Genomic DNA, 21,009 nt, shown 5'->3' with positions numbered 1-21,009 from the left:
ACGAGCATGAACGTATTTACCGGAATTGGGCGAATTGGGCGTGATGTTGAGGTTCGCAGCACGCAAAACGGCACAGCAGTAGCGGGCTTTCCTGTCGCTGTAGATGTGGGCTATGGCGATAACAAGTCAACGCTTTGGCTTGATTGCGCACTGTTTGGTAAGCGCGCAGAGGGTGGCGTGGTGCAGTATCTCACTAAAGGCCAGCAGGTAGGCGTGACCGGCGAGCTTGGCACCCGCCAATTCCAAAAGAACGATGGCAGCCAGGGCTTTGCTGTGACGCTTCGGCTTAATGATTTGACGCTTGCAGGCAGTCAGCAAAGCGGGCAGCAGCAACAGCCACGGCAGCAGCCGCAGCAACAACCACAGCAGAACTATCAGCAGGCCCAGCAACAGCGCCCGCCGCAAAACCAGCCGCCGCAAGGCCAGCAGCATCAAGCCTATGGCGCGACTGATCCAGGTCAGCATGATGATTTTGACTCGGAAATCCCGTTTTAGATCAATAACTTATCAACTTTACCCTAGGATGCAGTGGGGCGAATAACTGCACCAGCTTGCGCGGTTCCGCTCCTTAACGCGCTACCCGACAGGATGCGCGGCACTGCATTAGCAGTAGGGCCGTGAGCAAGCCGTATGCCGCCGCGTGAGAGCGGCACTTAAAGGAGGTGATGATGCGAAACCACGGCAAGCCCTGGTCACCGCAGGATGATGAGGATATGCGCCGTCTCTACCCTGTTAACGAAATACGCGTACTTGAGCGCCTTTTTGGCCGTGCCGAGAAGGCTATCACCGCAAGGGCTCACAAACTAGGGCTGACGAAAGCGGATGACTATGTGCCGCCAAGGCGTGGGTGCTTTAAGAAAGGTCAACAGCCGTGGAATAAAGGCATACCGTTTAACCCGCCAGGCAGTGAGAAAGGCAGGTTTAAGCCAGGGCAAAAGCCGCACAGCTGGCAGCCTATCGGAAGTGAGCGCGTCACTAAGGAAGGCTACTTGCAGCGGAAAATGACAGATACGGGTTACCCACTACATGACTGGGTAGAGGTGCAGCGCATCGCCTGGGAGGAAGCATACGGCCCTATACCCGATGGTTATGTTGTGCTTTTCCGAGATGGCGACAAGCGCAATTTCGATCCTTCCAATCTTGAGCTAATCAGTCGCAGCGAAAACATGCAGCGAAACAGTTACCACCGTTATGGGCCTGAGATTGCGCAGCTTTACCAGTTGAAGGGTGCGCTATCTCGCAAAATGAACCGCAGGAGCCGAGAACTTGAAAACGAAAATCACCGATCTGCGTGAGCACTTGTTTGCGCAGCTAGAGCGCTTGGGTAATGAAGAGTTAGACGCCGAAGGCATTAAGCGCGAAGTGGACCGCGGCAAAGCTATTCAGGGCGTGGCTAGCACGATCATCGACAGCGCTCGCGTTGAGGTTGACTACCTGCGCACTACTGGCCAAACACAAGGCACCGACTTTCTTCCCCATGATGGCGTGAAGCGGATTAAAGGCGATGTATGACCACCTACGACGAAATCAGCACATGCCGCAAGCGAAACCGGCGATTCTGGAATCAAGAGTGTCGCTACGTGATTGCGCATATACGTGAAGCGCAGCGCGTACATGACGTAGCGCGAGAAGCCCACTGCCGGCGCTGGCTGGCGTCTGAGTTAAGCCGACGCGCTAATCACGACTTTTTGAAGCCTGGACTATGAAGCCCACCACCAAGCAATGCCCACGATGCGGTTGCACTCGCCTGCGACTGTTTATGTCGATGAACACCAAGCAATGCGATGAGTGCTTGCACCGTTTCCCGTGGCGCTTAGCGCCAAAGCAAAAGCCGCTAGTGGGGCCAAGCGCAGACCGTTACGTCATTACCGGAGATAAACATGATGATACCCGTACACGCGGGCACGCTTGATCGACGGCATAGCGCCGCAATGGAGCGCCTGCACGATCAGTTGATCAGCGAAATGATGACGCTGTTTGATGAAAAACTGGCAGCTATTGCCGAGGCAGACGGTAACGCAAAGCACAACATTCGACTGCGCCGTGATATTGCGGATCAGGCAAAGCAACTGGCTAGATTGAGGGTGGCATAAATGGACATTAACGACATTAAACACCTAGCAACAGAGCGCATCTATTTAATTCCCGATGCAAGCGATGGTCGGCTTGGTTATGTCTGGTGCGATGATCCTACGCCCAACGAGCATCACGACGAAAGAGAGGCCGTTGAGTATGTGCGCAAGGATGTACACGACGCCATCATCAAAAGACAAGCTAGCTTGGCCAGGATGGGCATGAATGCTGCCAAAGAACACGGCTCACATATGGAAGCCGCAGCCAAGCGTCTGCATGCCGAGTGCAATCCCGAAGCGCTGGAAAGCGAGCGTGAAGCCAATGCGCTATTGACTGAGCGCATTGCCGAGCTAGAGAAGGAACGCGACCTTCACAAGGCTGCCGAGGAAATGCAGATAGCGCTAAGGCAGAAGATGGAGTGTGAAAGATGATCCACCAGCCTGCTGGCGGGATGTGCCGAACCTGCACCCACGCCTTGAGAAATTGCAGCAGCCTACCTTTTGAATCCATGCCACAGCTTAGGCGCGACGGCCGCACAGTGATAGTTAGGTGTACGGAATATGCTCGACAAACTCCCCAGCGCCAAGCGGATCGCTGCACCGGCGGCTAATGACGAGACTGTTTAAAGACTACCGCTAATGCGGTTTTTTTATGCGAGGTATTTATGAAGCGTGATGAATTATTGACGAAGCTGGCAATGGAGTGGCCGCATTGGCCTGATTTTAATAATGGTGAAGTGCCGGCACCTGATGCACCTGGCGCATGGTCAATATATCACAGCGGTTGGCAGTGCACTGCCCTGCTTGATGATGGCAGCGAGGTTATTGATAAGAGCGACTGGCTTGCCCGCCGAACTGAGCTAATCAACGAGCCAGATGATTCGGCAGCGCCTCCTGAAGCTAAATATAAGATTCAAGGCTCAACCGGCCAATGGTATTGGGCATGGGGCCAAAAGCCCGAATCAATAACAGTGTACTCCACTCGATTCTCAGGATGGAACGTTGAGCCTATGTGCAGCGAGCAGGCAACAAAGGGCCAAATCCCCGAAGGTCACAAATGGCATGAGACCCTAAAGCGCGTTGAACGTGATGTATGCACGCCCGAGGAGGATGAAGAGTGGGCGCTGAAAGAAAGGCAGTTGCGGGAGGCTGAATGGAATGGCGAGGGATTACCGCCAGTGGGTACGGTGTGTGAAGTAGATTATTGTGAAGCGTGGCATGAGTGCAGTGTAATCGCTCATTTTCAGCAGCAGGCTGGGATGGTAGCGGCGTTCACCGTTGAGCTGAGAGACAATAAAGTTAAGAGCCTAGATGCTTTTGGCGCGGAGTGCTTTCGCCCCATCCGCACCCAAGAGCAGCGGGCAGAGGATGATCTAACAACCGCCATTAAGCGCATACACGAAACCCAGCCTGATGGCATAAGTGTTTCATGCGATAGGTGGCTAGCACGAACACTTATCGCGATGGGCTACCGCAAGGCGCAGCCATGAACCGCACACAGAAACGCCAGCAAGGCGCTGTAGAGAAGCGCCGCCGCAAGCTGGGTGCTAACCGCAAAGCCTACGATGCGTATAGAGAGCGCGCTGAACTATGGTCGCGAGGTGCCGTGCTGACGCTGCGACACTTGGGGGATGAGCTTGATGGCGATTGGGAGTTTGGCGCTCATGTACCGACGCATAAGCATGAGGATATAGCTGCGTTTGCTACTCACGCCCCGCTGCGCTGGCATGTGACTGCGTACTGCGCATGCAAAGCCGATGACGGCACTCGTTACATAGCAGAGCAGTCAGCAGAGTGCGGGCAAGCGGCCACGCCTAACGAGCTGACTGATTTGCGTAATGAGCTAATGCAGCGAGCGCACAACGATGTAAATGTTAGGCATATATGGGATGAGTATTACGTGATGAGGGTGATGAAGTGAGCCGAAGCGCTAAGCACCGATAACGCCGCCCAAGAGGCGGTTTTTTATTGTCAGGAGAAAAGTATGGACATTGAGCAGGTAGCGGCAAGCCGGTTCTTAATGCGCATCGTGCGAAGCAAAGAAGAAAAAGAGGCGCTGGCCCGCAAAAACATTAAAGAGTTCTACGTGAAGAACGGTCCATGCTGCGCAGGCTGCGATCACTGGGACCCGCTGGGCGCAAGCGTGGGTGAATGCACGAGAACAGCGCCTGTGACGGGCATTGATAGGGTGTCAATGTTGGGCTGGGACAACGTAACCATGCGAATTGATTCCGGCCATATCGTTACGCCGCGGGAGCATGTGTGCGGCGAATTTATCGAAACCGAGGTTTGGTAAAAGCCGTCTTGGTTCAGTTTCTTTTTTCAGGAGAACACCATGCAAGAGCAATACGTAAGTACTAGCCAGCTATGTGAGCGCTACGGGAGACCTGACTTTATTCCGCGCGAAGTTTTCAGACAGTGGATTGGTAAGTCTCGGATGAACAAGCTAATAGAGGTTGATGGAGTTACTGCGGCGGGGTACATCTATCGATGGGAAAACAAGGGAAAGCCTATAAAGAGCAGGCAGAATCTTTATAGGCCTATAGATATTATTGCTCGCGCAAGAGCCAAGAATCATATTGTACGACCACCTAAAGTTGAGCGCGTCAGAAATACTTTGGCCTCACTTGAGGCTAGGTATGCGGAGTTAGAAGCCGCCACAACAAACATGCCTCACCAAATAAACATGCACCAACTCAGCAGCAGTTTAACTGACAGGCGGCTTCTTACTGCCAAAGAAATTGTGAAAAACAGCGGAAAGACGCCTCATTTGACTGGTGTTTATTTTCTAATAAAAGATGAAAATGTTGTTTATGTCGGGCAGTCCGTAAACATTATTTCGCGCGTAGCGGCTCATGTTAAACAAAAGGACTTTGATCGATTTGCCTTTGTGCCATGTGACGCGCAAGACCTAGATGTACTTGAGTCGCTTTATATTCACTTTTTACAGCCAGAATTAAACGGACTTCTCAATGGCGACAATGGCCATCATGCGCCGCTTAGCTTGCCAGCGTTGATTGGCTATAAGCGAAAATCGGCCTAGCCCAGCAGAAAGCTCGCTTTATTTAAAACTTCCGCCAGATGGCGGTTTTATTTTGCCTGGGGTTTTTATGCAGCCACTATTAAAGCCTGACGACGTGGCAAAGATGCTGTCTGTCAGCACCCGCAAAGCCTATGCGCTAAAAGACGTAATTGGCTATGTCGCTATTGAGGGCAATGTAAGATTTGAGCGTGACGCCGTGCTGGCATACATTGATAGATGCAAGCGCGGCTCTCAAAAAGAGGAAAGGTTATGGGAGTCACGACACGATACCGAGAAGCGCGAGGCGTTTGGGTCGTCACAGAAACCAGTAACGGCAAACGTCATCAGCGGACTTTTGAAGCGGAAAAGCAAGCCCGCGAGTACGCTGCGAGGCGTCACGCGGAATTAATTGAGGCTGAGTTTAACGGCACGATGGGACGGCAAGAACGCCGATCATTTATGGAAGGGTTGGCACGCTGGGTTGAGGAATACGACGTGTCCAGCCAAGCCAATAGTATTCAGTGGGTAGCGCGATGGTTTGAGTACCACGCCCCTGGTGTGCTGATTGGTCAAGAAACGCTGGACGCGGCAAGGCGTATGCAGAAAGAGGTGAAGGCGTCGGGCAAGTCGCAGAGCACGATCAACAACCGCACCCAAGTCGTTAAGCGGGTGTTGTCGCTGGCGTATCGGGAATGGGATTGGATAGACAGACCTCTGGATGCAAAACTGCGTAAGCCTATGCCACGCAATGCGCGGCACGTCTATCTGAGTGAGGATGAAATCAGGGCGCTAGTGGCAGCTATACCGGATCACAGGGAGGTTGATAGGCGGCTGGTGGTAATGGCGTGCCTAACAGGGTTGAGGCGGGGCGAGTTGCTTAGCCTAGTGCCTAGCAACATTCAGGATGGTCGCATTGTGCTGCGACCAAACCAGACTAAGAACGGCAAGGCGCGAGTGGTGCCGGTGCCAGACGAAGCGATGGGGCTTTTGGCAGAGTTACCCTTCCCAACGACTGACACGCGACTGAGGAATAGTTTTGAGAAAGCTAGGGCTATTATTGGAAGGCCAGACCTGCGCTTTCACGACCTACGCCACACCTACGCTTCCATTCTAGCAAATGCGGGCGAAACAATGACTACGGTTCAAGCACTACTTGGGCACAGCAGCTTAACGGTAACGAGTCGCTACGCGCATTTCTTCGACGCCAAGCTAGACGGAATACAAGATAAGCTCCCGCGCATATGCGACCAAAACGCGACCACAGCAGAGGCAAGCAAGGGACTGAAGTTGATAAAGCGATGAAATAGAAAGGAAAAGATGGTGGGCCCAGTAGGACTTGAACCTACGACCAAGGGATTATGAGTCCCCTGCTCTGACCAACTGAGCTATAGGCCCGAAAAGCGTGCATATAATAGCGAATGTGTTCGGGCGAGGCTACCCCTTGTCACGCTATCTTGTGGTGATAGTGGAATTTTTTTAGGGGCACTTATTGAAAACCCTGGGGTCTGCTAGAGAGTTCCTATTGAGGAGACGCGCTGTGAAAGCTTTGATTGCTCTTATCCCGCTGTTGTTAGCGGCACCGGTTCATGCGGATTGGCAGTTGGACCCTGGCCAGTCGCAGGTGCAGGCATCCATTACACAATTAGATGGCGATACCCCGCAAACTCATCATCATCAGGTGAATAATCTGCAGGGTGATATTTCTGACGATGGCACCCTACGCCTGCCGTTGCGCCTGAGCCAGACCGATTTACTTACCCGTTTTGGTGATTTGCCGCCGTGGGTAGGTTTGCTGGCCAATACCACGCTAGTTACGCTGGTCGCGCAAATGCCGCCGGAGCGATTGGATGGTTTGGATATGGGTGAATCTATAGTGGAAACACTGACCTTTCGAGTGCAAACCGATTTGATCAGCCAAGAAGAGTCGGTGCCCCTGCGCTTTACTCGGGAAGGGTTAAACGAGGTGCGCGTTACTCACGCCGAACCCATGGCGATGGATGGCCGAGCACTGATGGCCAACAGCACGGTGCGAACCGTGCTGTCGTTACTAGGTTATCAGGAGATCGACGAGCATGTGCCCGTCACCTTGAATGCCCTTCTGGTGAACCGCTAGCACGCTGTCAATCACGCCCATCTCAGTGGCTGAGTGTTTCCACATCGCCTGCCTGGGCGGCACCGGTTTGCACCCGCCACTGAGCAGCATAGTGGCCGTTGGCCGCCAGCAGGCTTGAGTGGTTGCCTCGCTCAGCAACGTGGCCTTGCTCAATCACCACGATTTCATCGGCATGCACAATGGTCGAAAGCCGGTGGGCAATCATAATCACCGTACGGCCGTGGGCGATACGCTTTAGTGAACGCTGAATGGCCGCTTCGGTTTCGTTATCCACCGCGCTGGTGGCTTCATCCAGCACCAGAATCGGCGGATCTTTAAGCAATGCCCTGGCCAGCGAGAGCCGCTGGCGCTGGCCCCCAGAAAGCCGAACGCCCCGCTCGCCGACCGGCGTTTCCAGCCCTTGAGGCAGCGTTTCAATAAAGCTCCAGGCTTCGGCTGTTTTAGCAGCATCAATGATCTCGGTTTCCGAGGCATCGGGGTTGCCGTAGGTGATGTTGTCACGGATGCTGCCTTCAAATAGGTAAACGTCCTGGCTAACGAGGCCAATCGCTTGGCGCAGCGAGTGCATGCTGACCTCTGTAATCGGCTGGCCGTCAACCAACACACGGCCGCTGACTGGGTCGTAGAAACGCAGCAGTAGCTTAATCAGGGTCGATTTACCGGAGCCAGTGGCGCCTACCAGCGCTAAGGTATTGCCTGCAGGCACATGCAGATCAACGCCTCTCACCCCCACTTGGCTAGAGGGATAAAGAAAGCTCACCGCTTCAAAACGCACTTCGCCTTTCACTGGCGCAGTCAGTGGCGTCGTGCTGTCGTCTTTTACAGTTATCGGCACTTCCAGCAGGTCAAGAATTCGCTTGGTACTGGCCATTGCCCGCTCGAACAGATCGATCACTTGGGCTAAACCAGTGAGCGGCCACAACAAACGCTGAGTCAGGAAAACCAATACCCCGTAAGCCCCTACGTTTAAGTCGCCGTTCAGCGCCATCATGCCCCCAACGGTAAAGGTCGCCAGGAACCCCGCCAAAATCGCCATGCGAATGACTGGAATAAAGGCGGAACTCACCTGGATCGCGCGGCGATTGGCTTCCACATAGGCTTCGCTGGCATCACGCAGCCGCTCGGCTTCCCGCGTTTCGCTGGTGAAGCTTTTAATAGTGGCAATGCCGCTCAGGTTGTTTGAAAGTCGGCTGGCCAAATCACCGACTTTTTCGCGCACATCGCTATACAGCGGCCCTGCCTTGCGCTGGAAGAAAAACGCCCCCCAGATGATCAGCGGAATAGGGGTAAACGCTAGTAGTGCAATCAGCGGTGACAGCACAAAGAACACTGCCCCCACTGCCACCACCGTTACGCCGACTTGAATCAATGCATTGGCACCGCCGTCCAGAAAGCGCTCCAACTGGTTAACATCGTCATTCATGGTAGCAACGAGCTGGCCGGAGCTTTTCGATTCGAAAAACGCCATGTCCAGCCGCTGGGCATGCTCGTAGGTGTCTTGGCGCATATCGGCCTGCAACCGCTGAGCAAGGTTGCGCCAAAGGATTTGGAACAGGTACTCGAACAGCGATTCCCCTGCCCAAATAAAGAACGTCAGCACCGCAAGAATAGTGATCTGCTCCTGAGGAGACTCAAACCCCAAGCGCGCGACAAAGCTGTTTTCCTGGTTCACCACCACGTCAATCGCCACACCGATCAGAATTTCCGGAGCGATATCAAACAGCTTGTTGATAATGGAGCAGGCAGTAGCCGCAGCTATCCGCCGTCGATAGCCTTTTGCGTAACGCAGCAGCCTGACGAGCGCTTGAAAACTTTGGCTGTGAGCGCCTGTATTTTCTGAAGATTCAGCGTGAGAACGAGGCGTTGAAGAAGCCACATCGGTACCTTTTCGATTGTTACGTTATACATCTGAGCGAGGTTAAGCAGGCTACGCCACTCAGCGAACGTTCGCTAGCAGCGGGCTTTTGGTGTCGGGGGCTAGCAGTAGCGTGTAACCACCTCAGCCGGCGCGCCCTGAGTAATGATTTGCCTATCGCGAATGATCACCATAGATAGCAATTAAGTTGTCTGAATAGCGACAGGCACTAGCGAGATCATGCAACACCATCACTTTTTCACGCAATCTTGTTCGAGATTAAGCAACACAATGTTCGATGAAACAAACTCGCACATAGGAACTTTTCTTCTTAAAATCACCACCTCTCTTGATAACAATTTTCATTAGCAAACAATTTTCATTAGCAAACAAGTTTTATCTCAGAGGATCACCATGTCACGCTTTACTCGCAACGCCTTAGCCAGCGCCGTCGCTCTTTGCGTTACTGCCACTGCAGCTTATGCTCAAGCGTCTGAACAACTGGATAGTATTGTTGTATCGGCCAGTGGCTTTGAGCAGGCAATGGTGGATGCCCCCGCTAGCATTTCCGTTGTAACGCGTGAAGCACTTGAGCGCCAACGCATTACCAGCGTGGCGGATGCGTTGCGTGATGTAGAGGGTGTCGATGTTGGTGGGGCGGTTGGCAAAACCGGTGGCAGCAATATCAGCATTCGTGGGATGCCCAGCGATTACACTCTTATCCTGATCAATGGCCGCCGACAGAATGCTGCTGGCAGCGTTACGCCTAACGGTTTTGGCGAAACCTCCACCCGTTTTTTCCCGCCGATTTCCAGTATTGAACATATCGAAGTGATTCGCGGCCCCATGTCGACGCTCTATGGCTCTGACGCGATGGGCGGGGTCATCAACATCATTACCCGCCGAGTAGACCGTGAGTGGGTTGGTTCCGTGGGAATTGAAAACACCTTCAATGAAGATCGTGATTTCGGTGATCGACGTGAAATCAATCTTTATACCAGCGGCCCGCTTATTCAAGATACGCTTGGTATTCAGATTCGTGGCCGTTTGTATAAGCGTGATACATCAGAACTGACTTACACCGATAGCGACGGAAACCTAATCGAGGTTAGCCAGCGTGGCCCCAGCCCGGTAGAGGGCGATGTCTATAATCTCGGCGGTAAATTAACCTGGACGCCAAACACCGATCATGACCTTTGGGTAGATGGTGAAGTTAATCGGCAGCGCTACAACAACGATGAATGCCAACTCGGCACGTTGGACGGCCGTACCCGTAGCTGTTCACCAGATCCAGGTGTCGCGAATGGCTACGCCGACGAGTTGCGATTTGAGCGTCAACAGATTGCTATTGGCCACACTGGACGCTTCGCATCAGGCACGCTCGAATCCAGTCTAATGCGTAACACCACGGAAACCAACGGCCGCACGATTCCCGGTGAAATCGGTGTCGCTTATGACGGTTTCCCAGGCATTGTGGGCGGTGCCCCCCGGGAGCTTGAAACCACGAATACCGTGTTAGATAACAAATATGTCATGCCGTTAGGCGACCACATCACCACAGTGGGCTTGCAGTGGTGGGATGCAGAGCTCGATGACGGGTTGGCAAACGAAACCTTCGAGCAAACGACATGGTCGCTCTTTGCGGAAGATGAGTGGATGCTGCGCGACGATTTGGCGCTAACGCTTGGCGGCCGCTACGATCACCATGATGCTTTTGGCAGCCAGTTCAGCCCGCGTAGCTATTTGGTGTGGAACACAACCCCCAACTGGACGCTCAAAGGCGGCGTTAGCCGAGGCTACAAAACGCCCTCGCTTAATGCGCTGCATGCAGGCATTAATGGCGTCACGGGCCAGGGCACCATACTGACGATTGGTAACCCAGACCTAGAGCCAGAAACCAGTACCAGCAGTGAAATTGGTACACATTACGATAACCAGGCAGGCTTCACCGCTAGCGCGACGCTGTTCTATAACGAGTTCGACGACAAGATAGCCAGCGGCAACGACATTATTGTTGAGAACAATCCGCTCGTACCTGACGGCGTCTATAGCCAAGACATCAATATTGATGAAGCCGTCACCCAAGGTGTCGAGCTTTCTACGAGCTACCAGTTCACGCCTGATTGGCGTTTATCGGCCAACTACACCTACACCGATAGCAAGCAAAAAAGCGGCAACAATCGTGGCGAGCCGCTCACTGATACGCCGAAGCATGCGTTTAATGCCACGCTGCGCTGGCAAGCCACGCCCCAGCTGGACACTTGGCTTTCCGCCGAGTATCGCAGTGAGCGTTATCGTAACCGTGAAAGCGTTAGAGGCGCCCCCTCTTTCGATGACCTGGGCGACTTTAAAGCCTATTCGCTGTTCCACTTAGGCGGCAGCTACGCATTTACTGAGCAATTTAACGTGAGTGCCACTCTCTACAACTTGTTCGATAACGACTTTGTTGATTATCGTGCTTATGGTGATGGCGCTCGCTTTGGCAATGTGTATGCCAACAGTGAAGAAGGCCGTCGCCTGTGGCTCTCAGCGCGCTACGAGTTCTAAACGCTGCTAGCGAGTAGATTGGCGTTACGGTTTCAATGAAAACTTGCTGCCTTGGCCTTTGAGCTAACGACAAAAACAAATGATAATTATTTTCATTAACATCATTAGATGGCACAATCGCGTTTCAATTGTTGCCCAGTGGCCACGACCATGTACGATTTTGATGAACTCGCCGCCTTTGCCGATGTGATGACCACCGCCAGCCTGACACTCAGCGCACAAAAGCTAGGGCTTGCTAAATCAACGCTTAGCCGCCGTATTAGCCAGTTAGTAGCACGATTGGGGCAGCCACTGCTCAGGCGTCAAGCCAATCGGATGATCCCAACCGAAGCAGGTCTGCTGTTTCATAACTACTGCACAGAACTGCTGGCGATGGCAGTACATAGCCAGGAAGCGTTAGCAGAACTGCGTGAGGAGATCTGCGGGAAAGTAACCCTTGAAGTACATGGCGCTCTTGCTCGCGGTTGGATGGCCAGCGTCGCTGATGCCTTTCTTACCCGCCACCCCAAAGTAGAATTATCGCTTCACACCCGAGAATCTCCACCCACCAACATGCACAGTAACAGTGTGCACATCTGGCTAGGGGCAACGCACGAATGCGGTCTCAACCAAGAGCGCTTAGGGCATTTGAGCCGTGGCCTTTATGCCAACCCCGGCTATCTTACCAACGCCGGTTGCCCTCAGCATCCCAGTGAATTAGCGGCACATGCGTGGATTAATTTACTTGATAGCGCGTCTAGTGGCCTGCTGCTACATCATACTCATCACGATGACTTTCTATTTAATGCTCCCCACTCTCGGTTTCGAGTCGATCTGACCGTGCTTCAAATTGATGCCATCGCCTATGGCCAAGGTATTGGGCTACTGCCCCATTGGGTGGTTGAAAAACGTGAGCAGCATCATCCCGGCGATTTAGTCCGTTGCTTACCTGGCTGGGAACCCGCCCCACTACCGATCACCATGCTGTACGCTTACGGCCATCATTCGCGCCGGGTTAACGCACTGCTTGAGTTTTTACGTGAGCAAGTCCCCGCCGCATGGCAAGCCCGTCACTCCACCGCTAACGCTGATTAAGTAATTCACCTTGCCAGTTAGCGGCCTAATTAACGACAATGAGCCGCTAATAATCGTCAAGGAATGTTAATGCTCGCTGAACTGTTTGCCGTCATGGCGCCGGTACTCGCCGGAGCTGGTCTGGGATATTTGTGGGTACGCTTAGGGCATCCCTACCCCGTCGATTTTATTACTCGTTTAGTGTTTAACATCGGCACACCAGCGCTGGTACTTGCCTCACTTTCTGGGGCAAATATCGATGCCAATAGCTTTGGGCAAATGATGTTTGCCACGGCCATGGTGATTCTCACCATGGGTGCAGCGAGCGTTGTGGTAGCCAAACTGTTGCGCCGCAGTTGGCGCGTATTACTCGCCCCGATGATGTACCCCAACACCGGCAATATGGGGCTACCCGTGGTACTTTATGCCTTTGGCAGCGCAGGGTTTGCCTACGGCATTACGGTGATGGTGACGGTATCGCTGTTTCAGTTCACCTTAGGGGCCGTTCTCAATAGCAACGGAAGCCCTACGAAAACACTCCTTAAAACGCCCACGGTATATGCCATTTTAATTTCCATGGCGTTGCTGTTAACCGATACATCACTTCCCCCCTGGCTGGCCAATACAGTCGACCTCATGTCAGGTTTCACCGTGCCGCTTATGCTGATCACGCTCGGTGTCTCTCTCGCTAGCATCCAGGTAAAAAGCCTGCGCTCCGGTATCGGTTTCAGTCTGGTTCGCATCCCCCTTGCGGCTGGGGCAGCGTGGTTAATCGCGGGCTGGATTGGTCTGCCCCCATTGGCGCAAAGCATTCTGATACTACAAATGTGCATGCCTGTGGCGGTATTTAACTACTTATTCGCCCAACGTGCTCAGCGGGAACCGGCGTATGTTGCCAGCCTCGTTTTCTGTTCTACGCTGCTTGCCCTGGTGTATCTGCCGGTGCTGCTGGCATTTCTTATGTAGCCTTTATTACGTAGCATTTCTGATAGAAATTTTCTGTTAGGGCGTTTCTGATCCTGGAGGGAACCCCGCCCGCTTTAAGCAGTCACTGCTAAACTGAAACATGATCATCGACGACAGGAGTGACCATGATGCAACAACCACAAGCACGCCGGGCAATGTTGATGACTTCCTCTTACCGCTGGTTTTTAACAGGCATTGGTGGGCTTGTGTTGGCGGGCACTTTTAGTACTGCCCAAGCAGACATGGTTCACGGCGCTATTGAAACCGAACAGATGACGTTGTCACTTGAGCGCGTGACTAGTGGATTACGTAGCCCCTGGGCAGTCGCTTTTTTGCCTGACGGTCGCTTTTTAGTCAGCGAACGCCGAGGCCAGCTAGTGCTGGTAGATCAAGAGGGTAACCGACGGGCGCTTGAAGGGTTACCCACGGTCAGCCATCGGGGGCAAGGCGGGCTTCTCGACATCACTGTGCACCCTGCGTTTGGAGACGGTGAACACGACTGGATCTATTTCACCTGGAGCAAACCCGATGGTAATAACAGTCGTTCGGCACTCTCTCGGGTTAAATGGAAAGAGGATTCATTAGGCGAGGTCGAGCACCTTTTTGAACAGGATCGTGCGTCTTCACCTGGCCGCCATTACGGCTCACGTTTGGCGTGGCTAGCGGATGGCACGCTGTTAATGAGCATTGGCGACCGCGGCGTGAATCCATCCCGCGCCCAGGCCAGCGATGATCATGCAGGGTCAACGCTGCGCCTAACCGACACGGGCGGCGTCCCTAACGACAACCCTTTTGTGGGTGATAACAGCACCCTGGATGAAATCTACTCCCTGGGCAACCGCAACATTCAAGGCATGACCGTACGCAGCAATGGCGAACCCTGGGCAACGGAACATGGGCCGCGCACAGGTGATGAGCTTAACCACATCAAAGCAGGCAGCAACTATGGCTGGCCCAACGTTAGCTTAGGAAATGATTATCGGACTAATGAGCCGATCGGGGTCAAATCGATGCCCGGTATGGTCGACTCGGTTTACCGCTTTGAGGGCCGCTTCGCACCTTCAGGGCTTGCCGAAGTCACCAGTAACGCGTTTGGAGATTGGCAGGGGCAGTTATTAGCTGGTGGTCTCGCCAGTGAAACGTTGCTGCGCCTGCAGCTAGAAAACGACAGCGTGGTGGATGAAGAGGTCATTCTTGACGGCCACATTGGCCGCATCCGCGATGTTCGCCAAGGCCCTAGCGATGCCATTTATTTGCTAACCGATGGTGACCAAGGCGACCTTTATCGCTTGCAGGCGGTTAACTAACCCAGATTAACGTTATCTGAATCGCCACTCTTTACACTGCCTGTTTACACAGCCGACGCTGTTCACTGATGAACGGTTGATATCACTACGGATGCCTGATGCGACTACGTAATTTAATTATTTTGACGGTGATTGTGCCGCTATTTGTCATTCTCGTGGTATTCAGCCTAGTCGCTATCAAGTCGCTAGAAGATAACGTGCGTTCCAAGCTGCAAACCGAAGTTGAAATTATCACGCGGGCACTGGGTACATCGCTGAGCTACGCCGTTGACCGCGATAGTGACACCCCTTTAGAAGAAGCGCTGCAATCCGCTTTTTCTTTTCATCGCATCTATGGCGCTTATGTATTCGATACTAAAGGCCGAGAAGTTTATGGGCTTGGTTTGGGCAAAGACCTGTTTACTCCGCAAGAGATTCAGCAGGTCATCGAACAAGATGACTTGTACAGCAATTACCGCCAGAAGGAAGGCTGGACATACTACTCAGCACTGATTCCGTTGCGGTCGCAAGACGGCTCAGTGCAAGGTGTACTGCAGGTAAATCGGCTCAATACCGGTATCGAAAACTATACGGGCTTTATCAGTATTGTGGCCGTTCTGGTGTTCGTAATCGGGGCTGCCGGTATTGTGTTTAGCATTTGGTGGGGCTTTAGACACTACATTGAACGGCCACTCAATCGCCTTTTACACGTGATGTTACTGGTGGAAGATGGCGATCGCAGCCAGCGGGCGACCGTCGATGGCCCAACCGAATATCGCCGCTTAGCATCAGGCTTGAACGGCATGCTAGATGCCATGGCAGAAAAAGATTGCGATATTGATGCCCGCCGCCAGCGCGAGATCGAATTAGAAAAGCGCTTGCGTAAATCCAAAAAGCTGGCCGAATTAGGCGTCCTGGCGGCCGGCGTGGCCCATGAAATTGGCGCACCGTTGACCGTCATCAATGGCCAAGCCCAACGCTTATCCCGCCAGGACACCATTGGCGACGACGAACGCGCACGACTAAGCCGTATTCGAGGCGAAGTCGAAAGGATTGTTCAAATTGTTCGCCAGTTAATGGAATTAGGAAGACAGCATAACGTAGAGAAAGGAACACAACCGTTAGACCAGCTTATCCTGAGTGCCAGTGAGTTAGTGGAAGAGGAACTGGAGCCACGAAATATACGTTTGGATGTTGATCTTCCCTCCCCTGCCCCCAATCTATTGGTCAATGGGCAGCAAATCGTGCAGGTGCTTTCTAATTTATTGCGCAACGCGGCGCAAGCGCCTGATGTTAGCTGTATACGCCTTAGTGCCAAGCAGTACAGCGAAGAGCTAACGCTTTGGGTGGAAGATGACGGGTCTGGCATTCCAGTTTCGCATCATCAACAAGTATTTGACCCTTTCTTTACGACCAAACCGGTGGGCCAAGGCAGCGGCTTAGGACTCTCCATGGTACATCGCATTATTAACGACCACGGCGGGACAATTGGCGTATTTAATAGCGGCCTTGGCGGCGCTGGATTTGAAATTACGCTCCCCCTTAGTGAAACCGTATCCGCTTGAGGACAACGTTTGTGACCCATCAGGAACACCTTTTACCGATATTGGTGGTGGAAGATGACGCCGCTATACGTGAGTTATTAGAAGAAGAGCTCAACGACGCGGGCTACGACACGCTAGGCGTTCCCAGTGCCGAAGACGCCCTGGCACTACTTAGCCACACCCCTGTGGCGATGATGATTACGGATGTGCGTCTTCCAGGCATTACCGGCATTCAGCTGCTTCAGCAGTTGCGTCAAAGCGGCAGCGAGTTGGGCATTATTGTTATCACTGCCTTTGGCACCATTGACCAAGCTGTCGAGGCGCTAAAACTCGGAGCTGATGACTTTCTAACCAAGCCGTTGGATTTGGATGCTATACGCGAGGCAGTTTTTCGCGTTTTAGAGCGCCAGCGCTTGTCTCTTTCCCACGATGATAGTGAGTTGAGCCACTTTCATGGCATTGTTGGAAAAAGCGTCGGCATGCAGTCACTGTTTCACGACGCATCTCGGCTGGCCAAAAGCGATGCACCTATTTTAATTCTAGGCGAAAGTGGTACCGGTAAAGAGCTGCTGGCGCGTGCTATCCATCAAGAGAGTAAGCGCCACGAAGCAGCTTTTGTGCCCGTAAACTGCGCCAGCATTCCTGCCGATTTAATGGAAAGCGAATTTTTTGGCCATGTAAAAGGGGCCTTCACAGGGGCGAACGAAGCGCGTCGCGGCCTATTTCATAGCGCTCAGGGCGGCAGCCTGTTTTTAGATGAGATTGGCGAAATGCCCATTAATCTTCAGGCCAAACTACTGCGGGCGCTACAGGAAAAAACCGTAAGACCGGTTGGCGGCGAACGCGAGGAGCCGGTAGATGTGCGTATTATCGCCGCAACACACCGTAATCTTGAAAAAGAAATCGAACAAGAAAACTTCCGCAGTGACTTGTTCTATCGCCTTGAGACATTCTCGCTGCGCATTCCTCCACTGCGAGAACGAGGCACCGATGTTGAGCACCTCGTTTTTGCGTTAATCGACAAACATGCCGAAGCGCAAAGTAAACAGATTGAGCAAATTGAGCCCGAAGCGCTGAATAGCCTGCTGAACTATACCTATCCAGGCAATGTGCGCGAACTGGAAAACGCCGTTATGCGAGCCGTAACCCTGAGCGAAGAAGGTGTATTACAGCATAAAGACTTGCCAGAGCGGTTACGCGAACATACCAACCAGCGTAATCGCTCGGAAATAACGCCAACACTCAGTGGTGAAGTGTTGCCCGGCACTCAGGTTCCCGCACCTGCGCCTACCCGCTGGCCCAGCTTGGAAGAAGTAGAAAAACGCTATATTCATAAAGTGTTAGAAGCTACTGGGGGTAATAAACGACGTACAGCTGAGGTGTTAGGTATTGCGCGACGAACGCTTTATCGGCGGCTGGAAGATAACGAGGAATAACGCAACGTATAGATGCTAGGGACCCATTAGTATAACTGGCTTATTTGCGACTCTCGATAATGTCCCAAGAATGGCCATTTACTACAAAAAAACCCCCGCGGGCACGGGGGAAAAGGATGATAAACCGTGTGGAGCAGCCGCAGGGAACAGACAGCTGGGTCGATTTACCATCGTAGGGAATATTAACGATTACTGACTGCTATTCATCTCATCGTCATTCTCATCAGCACCTGGCATCGGGTCAGTACCTTCACCGAATCCTGGATTTTCTTCAGAATATGTATCGGGCATCGGTTCTTGTGATCCCGCTGCATCATCGCTTAACCCCGGATCACTCATGGCAGGCTCATCGCTCATCATAGGATCTGACGTGGTATTCATGGTGGCACTATCGCTTGCAGTAGATGCCTGTCCGGTAGAAGAGGTGGCATCTTGTTCCATCATTGTTTCTGGCTGTTCAACAGGCGGCATATCTTCTTCAGCATTGCCACAACCGGCAAGCGCGAGCGTGCTTAGCGTTGCCATTAACATGCACAGAGTAAGTATACGGGGACGTTTCATAACTTGATTAACATGTTTATCCATAAGGCTTGCTTCCCTTCTAGCCAAAAAATATCGCTTAACTGCTAATGTTTATACATACTTTATGCCAATAACTAAAATAATAAAAAATAAACATAAAAAACAGTATTTTAAAAAAAATAACAAAACATAACCCCCTTTCGAACGAGCGGATACTGCGGGTTTAAAATGACACATGTGACGACTTTTAACGCTTCGCACAGGGGGCGTTGTGACACACCTAGCTCACTTATGTATAATAAAAATTAATCAACATTCTAATCCAAACTTAAATTTTCATTATGAATAGGTTTGTGTCGCTGTTTGCAGGGAAAGCCATCGAGTACTAGGAAGCGAGCTGAGCAACGACACAAGGCTGCTCATTCACGCAAAAGGCACCGTTGATGGACGAGACACGCCCTGTCAAAATTCAGGTTCGCGGCTTAAGCAAGGTATTTGGCAAACAGCCGAAAAAAGCCCTTGAGCTTCGTGACCAAGGTCTAAAACGCCCTGAGATACTTGATAAGACTGGCCAAACGCTAGGCCTTTCAAACATATCGTTCGATGTTTATGAAGGCGAGCTGCTCGTCATCATGGGACTTTCTGGTTCTGGTAAGTCCACGTTAATTCGTTGTTTAAACCGCCTGATTGATACCACCGAAGGCGACATCATTATTGACGGCGAAAACATCCCCACGCTTAGTGAAAAAGCGCTATTAGAATGTCGCCGTCGTCATTTTTCGATGGTTTTTCAAAATTTTGCACTATTTCCACATCGCACGGTACGCCACAACGCGGAGTTCGGTCTTGAAATTCGCGGCGTAGATAAAGCTGAGCGCCACCAAATTGCCCAAAACGCGTTAACGCAAGTAGGACTTGATGGCTGGGAAGACGCTTATCCGAATCAGCTTTCCGGTGGTATGCAACAGCGTGTCGGCCTAGCCCGTGCCCTGGCGAATGACTCTACCGTGCTATTAATGGATGAAGCCTTTTCAGCGCTTGATCCTTTAATCCGTAAAGATATGCAACAAGAGTTATTGCAACTCCAATCAAAAATGCAGAAAACAACCGTCTTTATCACCCATGATTTAGATGAAGCACTCAATATTGGCGATCGCATCGTCCTTCTTAAAGATGGTGAAGTCGTTCAGATCGGCACGCCGGAAGAAATATTGACCCAACCCGCCGATGACTATGTACGCCGCTTTATTGAAGGCGTTGATCGCTCGCGGATATTAACTGCCGAGAGCGCCATGCGCCCCGTACGTTCTACCGCCCGCGAAAGCGACGGCCCGCGCACAGCACTTCACCGCATGCGTGACCACACGATTGATTCAATATATGTCACTGATCGTGACCGCCGCCTAATAGGCCTGCTAGAAGCCGAGTCAGCGAGCAAGGCGATTGACGCTAAGTCGGAAACAATTTCCGATCACCTTTCTCAAGACTTTCGCAAAGTCTCTCCAGAAGAACCTCTGCACAACCTGTTCGCGATGTTTGGCGATAAAAGCTACCCCATCGCCGTCATAGACGAGCAGCAACGGTTACTGGGTGTCGTTGTGAAGGGCGCAGTACTGGATGAATTAGCACGGGCAGGAGAACAGCAATGAATATTCCAAGCATTCCCCTTGGCGATTGGATTGAAAGCGGCCTGACCTGGCTAACCAGCGAGTACTCGTCGGTAACTCGGGCAATATCACGCTTTACCCAGACAGGTATTGATGTATTAAACGACAGCTTGATGTGGTTACCTGAATGGGCGCTACTAGGGCTAATCGCCTTACTCTGCTGGAAGCAAGCGGGTGTTCGCTTGGCGATTGGCGCAGTGGCCGGGCTGGCATTGATTTGGAATCTGGGCCTCTGGAACCCGATGATTGAGACGCTTACGCTGGTGGTCTTTGCGACCTTGGTTGCCGTGGTTATCGCACTTCCAGTGGGCATTGCGGCGGCACTATCTAACCGGCTTTACCGATTAATTATGCCGATATTAGATTTCATGCAGACCATGCCGGCGTTTGTATACTTAATTCCAGCGATTCCGTTTTTTGGCATTGGCTCCGTATCCGCTATTTTTGCGACGGTGATTTTCTCAATGCCGCCTGCTATTCGCTTCACTACGCTGGGCATACGCCAGGTGCCGGTAGAACTTATCGAAGCGGCCGATGCCTACGGCGCAACGCGCAGCCAAAAACTTTTCAAGGTGCAGCTTCCGCTCTCGTTACCAACGGTGATGGCGGGTATTAACCAGACCATTATGCTGGCACTTTCAATGGTGGTGATCGCCGCCATGATTGGCGCAGACGGTCTAGGTAGCGAAGTATGGCGCGCTATTCAGCGGCTGCGTCCCGGTGATGGCTTTGAAGCTGGTATCGCCGTGGTAATTCTTGCCATGCTGCTTGATCGTTTAACGCAATCATTACGGAAAACGCGCCGCTCTTAGTAAATCAAGGCGCAAAGGGTCAGCCATCATCAGTGCTGCGCTGACCGATCTTTTTGAACTCAGTACATTTGATAGTGTGTTTACTACGGTTGTGGAGCTTACTTTTTATAGATG

General features: G+C 52.3%; 22 protein-coding genes and 1 tRNA gene. 20 read left to right on the top strand and 3 right to left on the bottom strand.

Annotated features, from left to right (window positions below):
* The first annotated feature begins 6 nt into the window (after positions 1–6).
* The 11 genes from ELY33_RS16995 (at position 7) to ELY33_RS16945 (ending at position 6,396) form a co-directional block, all read left to right on the top strand.
* Positions 7–495, top strand: a complete 489-nt coding sequence (locus ELY33_RS16995) for a single-stranded DNA-binding protein (protein WP_126949088.1) — start codon at positions 7–9, stop codon at positions 493–495.
* A gap of 173 nt (positions 496–668) precedes the next feature.
* A complete protein-coding gene (locus ELY33_RS16990) occupies positions 669–1,295 on the top strand; it encodes an HNH endonuclease signature motif containing protein (protein WP_167470111.1) in 627 nt (208 codons plus the stop codon).
* A complete protein-coding gene (locus tag ELY33_RS16985) occupies positions 1,267–1,512 on the top strand; it encodes a hypothetical protein (RefSeq protein WP_126949086.1) in 246 nt (81 codons plus the stop codon). The genes ELY33_RS16990 and ELY33_RS16985 overlap by 29 nt, the downstream gene beginning before the upstream one ends.
* Positions 1,509–1,706 (top strand): hypothetical protein, encoded by a 198-nt coding sequence (locus tag ELY33_RS16980; RefSeq protein ID WP_126949085.1) that lies wholly within the window; start codon positions 1,509–1,511, stop codon positions 1,704–1,706. Before ELY33_RS16985 ends, ELY33_RS16980 begins: the two co-directional genes overlap by 4 nt.
* Before the next feature lie 174 nt (positions 1,707–1,880).
* Positions 1,881–2,093 (top strand): hypothetical protein, encoded by a 213-nt coding sequence (locus ELY33_RS16975; RefSeq protein WP_126949084.1) that lies wholly within the window; start codon positions 1,881–1,883, stop codon positions 2,091–2,093.
* Complete coding sequence (locus tag ELY33_RS16970; RefSeq protein WP_126949083.1) at positions 2,094–2,504, top strand: hypothetical protein; 411 nt, start codon at positions 2,094–2,096, stop codon at positions 2,502–2,504.
* Positions 2,505–2,737: 233 nt separating this feature from the next.
* Complete coding sequence (locus ELY33_RS16965; RefSeq protein WP_126949082.1) at positions 2,738–3,562, top strand: hypothetical protein; 825 nt, start codon at positions 2,738–2,740, stop codon at positions 3,560–3,562.
* A complete protein-coding gene (locus ELY33_RS16960) occupies positions 3,559–3,993 on the top strand; it encodes a hypothetical protein (protein ID WP_126949081.1) in 435 nt (144 codons plus the stop codon). Before ELY33_RS16965 ends, ELY33_RS16960 begins: the two co-directional genes overlap by 4 nt.
* A 63-nt stretch (positions 3,994–4,056) precedes the next feature.
* A complete protein-coding gene (locus ELY33_RS16955) occupies positions 4,057–4,368 on the top strand; it encodes a hypothetical protein (protein WP_126949080.1) in 312 nt (103 codons plus the stop codon).
* Positions 4,369–4,407: 39 nt separating this feature from the next.
* Positions 4,408–5,115: a GIY-YIG nuclease family protein gene (locus tag ELY33_RS16950; protein WP_126949079.1), complete on the top strand. Its 708-nt coding sequence runs from the start codon at positions 4,408–4,410 to the stop codon at positions 5,113–5,115.
* A gap of 249 nt (positions 5,116–5,364) precedes the next feature.
* Positions 5,365–6,396 carry a tyrosine-type recombinase/integrase gene (locus ELY33_RS16945; RefSeq protein ID WP_167470110.1) on the top strand — a complete coding sequence of 344 codons (1,032 nt, stop codon included), beginning with the start codon at positions 5,365–5,367 and terminating at the stop codon, positions 6,394–6,396.
* Between the two features lie 16 nt (positions 6,397–6,412).
* Here the strand turns inward: ELY33_RS16945 and ELY33_RS16940 are convergent.
* A tRNA-Ile gene (locus ELY33_RS16940) sits at positions 6,413–6,489 on the bottom strand.
* A 142-nt stretch (positions 6,490–6,631) separates the two neighbouring features.
* Between ELY33_RS16940 and ELY33_RS16935 the strand changes: the two genes are divergently transcribed.
* The gene (locus ELY33_RS16935; protein ID WP_126949077.1) at positions 6,632–7,207 is read left to right on the top strand and encodes a hypothetical protein; all 576 of its coding nucleotides are present in this window, start codon (positions 6,632–6,634) and stop codon (positions 7,205–7,207) included.
* A 22-nt stretch (positions 7,208–7,229) separates the two neighbouring features.
* Here ELY33_RS16935 and ELY33_RS16930 read toward each other — a convergent pair whose 3' ends face one another.
* On the bottom strand, positions 7,230–9,083 hold the full coding sequence (locus tag ELY33_RS16930; RefSeq protein WP_126949076.1) for an ABC transporter ATP-binding protein: 1,854 nt from the start codon (positions 9,081–9,083) through the stop codon (positions 7,230–7,232).
* Between the two features lie 393 nt (positions 9,084–9,476).
* Here ELY33_RS16930 and ELY33_RS16920 point away from each other — a divergent pair, with 393 nt between their 5' ends.
* The 6 genes from ELY33_RS16920 (at position 9,477) to ELY33_RS16895 (ending at position 17,894) form a co-directional block, all read left to right on the top strand.
* Positions 9,477–11,609: a TonB-dependent receptor domain-containing protein gene (locus ELY33_RS16920; RefSeq protein WP_126949075.1), complete on the top strand. Its 2,133-nt coding sequence runs from the start codon at positions 9,477–9,479 to the stop codon at positions 11,607–11,609.
* A 150-nt stretch (positions 11,610–11,759) separates the two neighbouring features.
* Positions 11,760–12,683: a LysR family transcriptional regulator gene (locus ELY33_RS16915; RefSeq protein ID WP_126949074.1), complete on the top strand. Its 924-nt coding sequence runs from the start codon at positions 11,760–11,762 to the stop codon at positions 12,681–12,683.
* A 69-nt stretch (positions 12,684–12,752) separates the two neighbouring features.
* Positions 12,753–13,628 carry an AEC family transporter gene (locus ELY33_RS16910; RefSeq protein WP_126949073.1) on the top strand — a complete coding sequence of 292 codons (876 nt, stop codon included), beginning with the start codon at positions 12,753–12,755 and terminating at the stop codon, positions 13,626–13,628.
* Between the two features lie 128 nt (positions 13,629–13,756).
* Entirely contained in the window at positions 13,757–14,935 is a 1,179-nt protein-coding gene (locus tag ELY33_RS16905) for a PQQ-dependent sugar dehydrogenase (RefSeq protein WP_126949148.1), read from the top strand.
* Positions 14,936–15,033: 98 nt separating this feature from the next.
* Complete coding sequence (locus tag ELY33_RS16900; protein ID WP_126949072.1) at positions 15,034–16,479, top strand: sensor histidine kinase; 1,446 nt, start codon at positions 15,034–15,036, stop codon at positions 16,477–16,479.
* Positions 16,480–16,490: 11 nt separating this feature from the next.
* Positions 16,491–17,894 (top strand): sigma-54-dependent transcriptional regulator, encoded by a 1,404-nt coding sequence (locus tag ELY33_RS16895; RefSeq protein ID WP_126949071.1) that lies wholly within the window; start codon positions 16,491–16,493, stop codon positions 17,892–17,894.
* A gap of 189 nt (positions 17,895–18,083) precedes the next feature.
* Here ELY33_RS16895 and ELY33_RS16890 read toward each other — a convergent pair whose 3' ends face one another.
* A complete protein-coding gene (locus ELY33_RS16890; RefSeq protein WP_126949070.1) occupies positions 18,084–18,479 on the bottom strand; it encodes a hypothetical protein in 396 nt (131 codons plus the stop codon).
* A 380-nt stretch (positions 18,480–18,859) separates the two neighbouring features.
* On the opposite strand from ELY33_RS16890, the gene ELY33_RS16885 reads away from it, so the two are divergent.
* Both ELY33_RS16885 and ELY33_RS16880 read left to right on the top strand, forming a co-directional pair.
* A complete protein-coding gene (locus tag ELY33_RS16885) occupies positions 18,860–20,065 on the top strand; it encodes a quaternary amine ABC transporter ATP-binding protein (protein WP_126949069.1) in 1,206 nt (401 codons plus the stop codon).
* Positions 20,062–20,895: an ABC transporter permease gene (locus ELY33_RS16880; protein WP_126949068.1), complete on the top strand. Its 834-nt coding sequence runs from the start codon at positions 20,062–20,064 to the stop codon at positions 20,893–20,895. Before ELY33_RS16885 ends, ELY33_RS16880 begins: the two co-directional genes overlap by 4 nt.
* Positions 20,896–21,009 lie beyond the last annotated feature (114 nt).

This window comes from Vreelandella andesensis (genome assembly GCF_003989795.1).
Lineage (GTDB): Bacteria > Pseudomonadota > Gammaproteobacteria > Pseudomonadales > Halomonadaceae > Vreelandella > Vreelandella andesensis.
This window is presented reverse-complemented; position numbering and strand designations above follow the sequence as displayed.